This window comes from Flavobacterium sp. AK-345, assembly GCF_058310175.1.
Map to the genome: position 1 here is coordinate 1 of NZ_JBZEER010000026.1, position 7,610 is coordinate 7,610.

The 7,610-nt window shown below is 31.1% G+C and carries 7 protein-coding genes; 2 read left to right on the forward strand and 5 right to left on the reverse strand.

All coding sequences use genetic code 11. The features are described from left to right. Positions 1 to 137 precede the first annotated feature (137 nt). The 5 genes from AC4FQ3_RS22685 to prmA all read right to left on the reverse strand — a co-directional run bounded on the left by AC4FQ3_RS22685 (position 138) and on the right by prmA (position 3,888). Positions 138 to 590: a hypothetical protein gene (locus tag AC4FQ3_RS22685; RefSeq protein ID WP_042564313.1), complete on the reverse strand. Its 453-nt coding sequence runs from the start codon at positions 588 to 590 to the stop codon at positions 138 to 140. Between the two features lie 137 nt (positions 591 to 727). Continuing rightward, positions 728 to 1,402: a lysoplasmalogenase gene (locus AC4FQ3_RS22690; protein ID WP_042564589.1), complete on the reverse strand. Its 675-nt coding sequence runs from the start codon at positions 1,400 to 1,402 to the stop codon at positions 728 to 730. Positions 1,403 to 1,407: 5 nt separating this feature from the next. Further along, positions 1,408 to 2,679: a sterol desaturase family protein gene (locus AC4FQ3_RS22695; RefSeq protein WP_491183392.1), complete on the reverse strand. Its 1,272-nt coding sequence runs from the start codon at positions 2,677 to 2,679 to the stop codon at positions 1,408 to 1,410. Positions 2,680 to 2,743: 64 nt separating this feature from the next. After that, positions 2,744 to 3,019: an ATP-dependent Clp protease adaptor ClpS gene (locus AC4FQ3_RS22700; protein WP_029269514.1), complete on the reverse strand. Its 276-nt coding sequence runs from the start codon at positions 3,017 to 3,019 to the stop codon at positions 2,744 to 2,746. A 35-nt stretch (positions 3,020 to 3,054) separates the two neighbouring features. Beyond that, positions 3,055 to 3,888 (reverse strand): 50S ribosomal protein L11 methyltransferase, encoded by an 834-nt coding sequence (gene prmA, locus AC4FQ3_RS22705; protein WP_491183393.1) that lies wholly within the window; start codon positions 3,886 to 3,888, stop codon positions 3,055 to 3,057. A gap of 111 nt (positions 3,889 to 3,999) precedes the next feature. Between prmA and AC4FQ3_RS22710 the strand changes: the two genes are divergently transcribed. Next, positions 4,000 to 5,136, forward strand: coding sequence for a hypothetical protein (locus AC4FQ3_RS22710; protein WP_491183394.1), 1,137 nt, complete (start codon positions 4,000 to 4,002; stop codon positions 5,134 to 5,136). Next, positions 5,096 to 7,432 carry a hypothetical protein gene (locus AC4FQ3_RS22715; RefSeq protein ID WP_491183395.1) on the forward strand — a complete coding sequence of 779 codons (2,337 nt, stop codon included), beginning with the start codon at positions 5,096 to 5,098 and terminating at the stop codon, positions 7,430 to 7,432. The genes AC4FQ3_RS22710 and AC4FQ3_RS22715 overlap by 41 nt, the downstream gene beginning before the upstream one ends. Positions 7,433 to 7,610: the final 178 nt, after the last annotated feature.

A 7,610-nucleotide genomic window follows, 5' to 3' on the forward strand; every position in this document is an offset into this window, starting at 1 on the left:
TAACAGGGCTAAAAATGAGTTGTAAATCTATTTTAGGATTAAGTATAAATATGTAAACTTTTTTCAGGACGAGACAAGCATGCGGGTACGAGCGGGACGCTCGCGCTAGCGAAAACAAGGAATTAATAATTTAAAATCTACTCCTTCTTCAAACTCAATCCCATAGGAACCATCAAGATTCCTTTCTCATAAATATTCAAATAAAGTATGACAGGTTTTTTTTGACCTTCCCATTTTAGTTCATAAACATTTAGGAATCCTGCTCCCATATCGCTTCGTTTGGTCGGGAAGGGGCAACAGGTTTCTAATCTTGAATACGTGATTTTTTCGCCATTTGGTCCGGCTAAAGCATTCAGGAAACGAGTTTCGTTTAAAGCCTCGTCTCTCGTATTTCTGAAAAAAATATTGATCGGATAATCAGGATCATAACCGTACTTTTTGTCTTTACTAAAAAGAGTAATAACAAAAGTATTGTCTTTCTTTAAAACTAAATCAGGAGCATTGTCATCTACATTTTTCAAAGTCGATTTAGTACTTATACACGAGGTTGCAGTTATAAGTAAAATGATAAAAAATGCTATTTTTTTCATGGTTTAAGAGTATTGGTCGTACAAATGTAAAAGTAAAATAGTTTTGCCACAGATTAAGGAATTAAAAAAGAATAAAATAATTTGTTATAGGCGCAAATCTGTGTAATCTATGTCATCGACTTTAAAATTAAACTAAATTATTCTTCCTTTTGTGGATTCAGTTCTAATATTCCAAGTACAAGCAGATATTGTGCCACAAGATAAGTAAGCATAATAAAAAACGAACCTTTTTCTATTGAAGTATAAAACTTATTAATTGCCAGAATACTATCAGAAATGACAAAAATAACAGCCCCATAAAAAACATATTTGTTTCCCGGTTTCGACCAGCTTAAAAAACCATTAAAAGCAAATAAAAGCATAGTTGAAATCACGAATGCATAAATGATTACAGGAACTTTTAAACTGCCCAAAGTTGGCAGTAAAAAAGAAATCATTCCTACGACATAAAGTAAAATAATAAGACATCCAATTCTAAAAACTATATTGTTTCTAATTTCAACGGTTTTTTGTTTGTTAAAAAGTGTACAATATAGGAGATGCGAAATCAGAAAAGAAGCTAACGCCAGAATAAAATAAATTTCAGCTATATCTGCAAATAATAAAACAATATCGCCAATCCAAGAAAATGCTAATGCAGCTAAGAGTAAATTTCGCGACGGGAATCTTTTGTAAGCGTAAACCGCAAAACCTAATAACGGAATCAAAGTAGGTTTTAAATACAGATCCAAATATTCATATCCCAAAAGCAGCGCAAGCAAATAAATAAGGCTGATAAAAAAATAAATTTTGAAAAATAAGGTGTGTTTCATAGTCATCAGGAATTGAGTGTTATACCGGGGGGAGATTTAAAATCGATAGCTACAAAATAAATTGTGGCTATAAATGAAAAACTTAAAAAACTTAAAATGATGTAATTTGAAAATGGAAAAACCTGATTTAGCCCAAACCAGTCGCCATAATAAGAAATGATTGCAATGACAATTACAAAACGGAAACCTTCCCAAAAAATTGCATATTTACTTTTATCCATTAATTCACTATAACTGTAAATCGTTATCAGGATAAAAAAGCCATAAACAAAAATATTAGGCAAACCAATTTTGGCAATATTATCAAATAAATAAGTCACAAACAAAAGGGTAATCAACATTTGAGTAACCGACCAATAAACTAGTTTTTGTGAATTTTGAGTTCCGTATTTTTCAAAATCATAGACATTTTCAATTTTATGGACAGGATATTTTTCTTCAAAATTTTTTGGTCGCCAGCCTGTTGGTTTAAACCAAATAGTAAATTTATCTTTCCAGTTTTCGGCACGCCAGGCATCTTTGATTAATAAAATAAGATGTTGGAAATTGATTTTAATCGGATTCCAGGTTTGCGCCGGTCTTGTAATGCCAAATACAGGCGGAACATCATCCATTTCTGCCTGAAAAGTACCAAAAAGTTTATCCCAAAAAATAAATATTTGAGAATGGTTTTTGTCTAAATATTCAGGATTTATAGCATGATGAACACGATGATGCGAAGGAGTTACCAAAATGTGTTCTATAAAACCCATTTTTTTAATATGTTTGGTATGATACCAAAATTGTAAAAATAGGTGCAAAGGCAAAGTAATCGCGATCACTGTGGCCGGAACGCCCAATAATGCAGCAGGAATCAATAAAAAAGTAAATAAATTAACCAGACTCGCAATGGGCTGGCGCAAAGCACAGGCTAAATTAAATTCCTCACTACTGTGATGAATCGCATGTTTGTTCCAAAGAAAATTTATTTGATGTGCCAGTCTGTGGCTCCAATATCCGTAAAAATCAATAACGAAAAAGGCAATACAATAAGATAAAACAGAAGCTTCAAGATGGAAAACAGCAATTTTAGAAACCAGCCATTCATATGAAATAAAAGTCAGGCTTAAACCCAAAACATCCTTTACAGAATTGGTAATTCCGGAACTGATGCTTGAAACACTGTCAATTAAAGGCGCAGTGTCTTCTTTTTTATAGATGCCGTATATTTTTTCAATTATAATTAAAACTAAAAAAATAGGCGTAGCGATAATTAATATCTTTCCATATTCTTCCATAAAAAAAATGTTATAAAATATTCAAATATAGAATATTTTATAACATTTTTTAAATTATTCATAATTAAACAATCTCTGCGCTAAGTCCTGCTTCTAAAAGCTGTGTACATTGAGGTTTAAGTTTATCCATCGGACCTGTTTTTACGGTGCATTTTCCGTTGTAATGTACAATCAAAGAACATTGTTCTGCTTGCTCAGGTGTATGATTACAAACGCGCATTAAAGTATCGATAACATGATCAAAAGTATTTACATCGTCATTATAAACAATGATCTCGTTATTAAAACCCGTCGCTTCTTTCTCGCGAACTCTTTCTCTTACTTTTTCTTTAGTACTCATGTTTTTTAGGTTTTTGTACTGTTTGTAATTACTATCTAATTTACGTATTTTAATGAAACCCAGTTGTTTCTTTGAAATTTTTTAACATAAGTCAAACCTTTCTCCGTGCAGGAAGCATCAATAAACGGAATATCTTCTTCATAAAAACCGCTAAAAAGTATAATTCCTTTTGGGTTTAAAGAATCAACATAACTTTGCATATCGTTTAGCAAAATATTACGGTTGATGTTGGCAATAATCAAATCGTATTTTTTTCCGGCTAATAAAGCGGCGTCACCTTCATAAACGGTAATGTGTTTGCAGTTATTGCGTTCAGCATTTTCGATAGAATTCAAATAACACCAGTTGTCAATATCAATAGCATCAATTGGCTGAGCACCTTTCATTTCGGCTAAAATGGCTAAAATTGCAGTTCCGCAGCCCATGTCTAACGTTTTTAAACCTTCAACATTCATTTCTAATAAATGCTGAATCATCATGTGCGTTGTTTCATGATGACCGGTTCCAAAACTCATTTTAGGTTCAATTACAATATCAAATTCAGCATTGGTTTTTTCATGAAAAGGAGCGCGAACGTGGCATTTTCCGTCAACATCAATCGCTTCAAAGTTCTTTTCCCATTCCTCGTTCCAGTTTACCTGATCGATTTCTTCAACAGTATACTCAATTTTAAATTCTTCAGATTCTAAAATATAAATGTCATCCAGAATATTCTCATCCCACAAATCTTTTTTTACATAAGCCGAAATTCCGGTTTCTGTTTCTGTAAAAGTTTCAAATGCTTTTTCACCTAATTCAGCAATTAAAATTTCTGATCCGGGTTCTTTCGGTTCAATCGTAAAATGATATCCTAAATATATATTCGACATAAATAATTTTTTTGCAAAGGTAAGAATCCAAAGTTGAAGTTCTTTAAAAATAAATCATATTCTCAAGAAGATTAATGTTAATTTTGATTCAAATTTCTACTGATTTAATTTATGAAGAATATCATCTATATTTTACTTTTTGCGGTTTTAAACGGCGCTTCGTGTGAGAACGACCACGAAGTAATCCGATCTTTTTGTTATTGGAAAACCGATTTAAATTTTCAGAAAGAAGATGATTCCTTAATGAGAGAATTGGATGTAAAACACCTATACGTTCGCTTTTTTGACGTAGATTGGAATCCGTATGCAAAAGAACCTTTGCCGGTGGCAACCATTGGAAATGTCAGTTTAAACGAAAGCAATCTTGATATTACACCAAGTGTTTTTATTACCAATGAAGTTGTTTTACAATCGACTAAAAAGCAATTGGATAGTTTGGCGGTTAGAATTGCACAGCGTGTTAATCAAATCGGTGTAAAAATGAACGAAACAAAAGCAGATGTAATCGCAAATGCAATTGTTTACCCCAAAGATTATTACAAACAAAAAGACTATAAACGAATTAATTACGATTCGGTAAAAGCGTTAGAATTAGCCAAATTAAAAGTTGATTTTAAGGAAATTCTAATTGATTGCGATTGGTCTGAAAAATCTAAAGACAATTATTTTTATTTATTAAAACAAATCAAAAAAGAATTTCCAACAGCGCAAATATCTGCTACAATCAGGCTTTGGCAATATAAATTTGCTTCAAAAGCCGGAATTCCGCCAGTAGATAAAGGTTTATTGATGTGTTATAATTTGACAAAACCAGATGATTTTAAAACTAAAAACTCAATAGGAACAAGCAACGAATTGGCGCAATATATTACACACAGCGAATATAAACTCAAACTCGATATTGCGTTGCCGTTATATAGTTGGGCAGTTGTTTTTAGAGGGAATCAGTTTAAAGGAATTTTATCAGATTATGATCAGTTACTGAAAGATTCGATAAAATTGAAGAAATCAACTGAATCTAAATATGTTTTAGAAGATGATGTTTTGGTTGGGCAAACTTATTTGCGAAACGGAGACGAGATTAGAATCGAGAAAATTTCTGAAGAAGAATTAGACAAAATGATTTCGATTATAAAAGATAAAATTAAGATTGATAATCAAACCAAAGTGACGTTTTTTTCTTTTGATAAAAAATATATCAACGATTATGGAACCCAAAATATATCCAGCTATTATGCGCGTTTTTAGTAGTTTACTTTTCTTTTTAAGCCTTCAGGTTTCATTTGCCTGCGGATGGAGTGTTTCGCCGGAAACCAGCAGATTGGTATTGTTTAAAGCACAACGAGAAGGTTTTTTTAAACTAACCCCGTTTTATTATTCTGCAGATTATTACTATGCAACAAATACAGTTTCGGGTGTAGATCAGGAATTGAATTGTTTAGAATGGCAGAAAAAATTAGGAAATAAAATTAACCCAAAAGATGTTCATACGATTTTGTATGAAACAGATGCTGAACAGTTTGAAAATGCCTTTGAATCTAAATCATTAAAAAAAGCGTTCGAAAAAAACACTTTTATTGAAGCTTTATTGTTGCCAAAAAACAAAACCTTTTTAAACTATATTTTATTTGCTAAAAAACTTGAATATAACAGTAATATCGATGTAAAATGGGAATCCTGGGAACAAGTCGGTTACAATAGCAAAGATCATAAATTAGCAGATTTAGAAGATTTCGAAAAGAAAATTAAAACTGCAAAAGATCCTTTTTTAAAACAGCGTTATGCTTTTTTAATTCTCAGATATAGTTTTTACGCTCAGGATAAAAATGAAGTTATTCGCTTATACGATACTTATTTTGCAGAAAATAAAAATACAATTCTTCAACCTTGGGCTTTGTATTATAAAGCCTTATGCATTGATGATTTGCCTTTACAGAATTATTTATTGAGTAAAGTTTTTGCTACTTGCGAAGAAAAATCATTTGCCGTTTTACAGCATTATAATTGGAAATTAACTGCCGAAACTTTGGCTTTGGCCCAAAATAATGAAGAACGAAGTGTGATTCTGTCAATTGAAAGTTTTCGTAATCCGGCTCCCGATTTAAAAACAATCAAAGAAGTTTACGAATTGAGCCCGAATAGTTTGAATTTAAGTTTTTTAATTGGAAGAGAAATAAATAAACTCGAAGACTGGATTTTTACACCGCAATATACCACAAACGGAAGTCCATCTGTAGTATTTGAAGGAACTGATTGGTACGGAGATTACGCTAATGCAAAAGAAGAAAATTTCAATAAAGATATTCTGTATTTAAGAGAGTTAGAATATTTTTTGATTGCTATTCGGGAACAAACTTCTGGTGAACAAAAAGATTATATAACTGCTGCAATTGCACAACTTTGCTTTATGGACGATGATATCGAGTTGGGAAAAAAATACACCAATATGATTTCTGATAAAGCCAATGCATCAATACAAATGCAGAAAAATATTCAATTGGCATTAGTTTCCTTAAAACAAGATGATTTGAAAAACGAAACAGTGCAAAATCAGCTTTTTAAATATTTTGATTCGATTGAAAATTTAGTTGAAACGGATAACGGATTATTCAAAAACTTATACAGTTTGTATAGAATAGCAAGCGGCGAATTCTATAAAAAAAATGATCGTGTTACAGCAGGTTTATTAATGATGAAATCAGACATCAAAAATGAAGGTGTTTATTCAGGATATAACAATCCTTATTTCTATATGTACATTGGTTATTTTGAACGAACTGCAACCGTTGAAGACATTGATAAATTGATTGCACTACAACAAAAAGAAAATAAAACGCCATTTGAAAAATACATCTGTTCGGGAACAATTGCTCCAAATGTTGATTATTACAAAGATCTAAAAGGAACAATTGCTTTTAGGAACAATGATTTAGAATTGGCTTATGAAACCTTTTCGAGCATGCCTAAAGATTTTTGGGAAAAGAATTATGCCTTTACAGATTTTCTAAATGAAAACCCTTTTACACCCAAAATTCTGCAAAAACAAGAAGAACGAAAATTTGATTACCGTTTTAATAAAGCCGAATTTATTGCAAAATTAATTCAGTTGAAAAAGCAAAACACAGCGTCGGGCAATCTGCAATTGGCAAATGCGTATTTTAATGTTTCTTATTTAGGGAATTCCTGGATGATGGTTGCTTACGATTGGACATCTGGCGAATCCTATACCGATTATGTTTATGGAGATAATTCTGAAAAAGAAAAAACATACCAAAAAGGCAATTATTACAGTTTAACAATGGCAAAAATGTATTATGAAAAAGCCTTGAAAATGTCTAAAAATAAAAATGAAAAAGCGCTGGCCAGTTTAATGATTTTTGAATGTAACTATTACAATCATTATGCTAATATTATTTCTGCCGAAGAAGAAGAAAAAAATCCATTTAAAGCAGGGAAGGAGCTTGTAGATTTTTATTCACTTTATAAAACAACACCAACTTTTAAAAAGTACAATTGCCCATTGTTGCAATCATTTATAAACTAATTTTTTTTCCACCATATAAGTGATATAATTTAGAAATTCCAATTTTTAAATTCCAAATTCCAATAAAAAAACTCCATTGCGAAGCAAATGGAGTTTTTTTTATCTAAAATCTAAAATCTAAAATCTAAAATCTAAAATCTAAAATCTAAAATCTAAAATCTAAAATCTAAAATCTAAA

Coding starts and splice junctions, on each gene's coding strand:
- prmA (WP_491183393.1), bottom strand. CDS start 3,888: ATGTCGAATATATATTTAGGATATCATTTTACGATTGAACCGAAAGAA.
- AC4FQ3_RS22700 (WP_029269514.1), bottom strand. CDS start 3,019: ATGAGTACTAAAGAAAAAGTAAGAGAAAGAGTTCGCGAGAAAGAAGCG.
- AC4FQ3_RS22695 (WP_491183392.1), bottom strand. CDS start 2,679: ATGGAAGAATATGGAAAGATATTAATTATCGCTACGCCTATTTTTTTA.
- AC4FQ3_RS22685 (WP_042564313.1), bottom strand. CDS start 590: ATGAAAAAAATAGCATTTTTTATCATTTTACTTATAACTGCAACCTCG.
- AC4FQ3_RS22690 (WP_042564589.1), bottom strand. CDS start 1,402: ATGAAACACACCTTATTTTTCAAAATTTATTTTTTTATCAGCCTTATT.
- AC4FQ3_RS22710 (WP_491183394.1), top strand. CDS start 4,000: ATGAAGAATATCATCTATATTTTACTTTTTGCGGTTTTAAACGGCGCT.
- AC4FQ3_RS22715 (WP_491183395.1), top strand. CDS start 5,096: ATGGAACCCAAAATATATCCAGCTATTATGCGCGTTTTTAGTAGTTTA.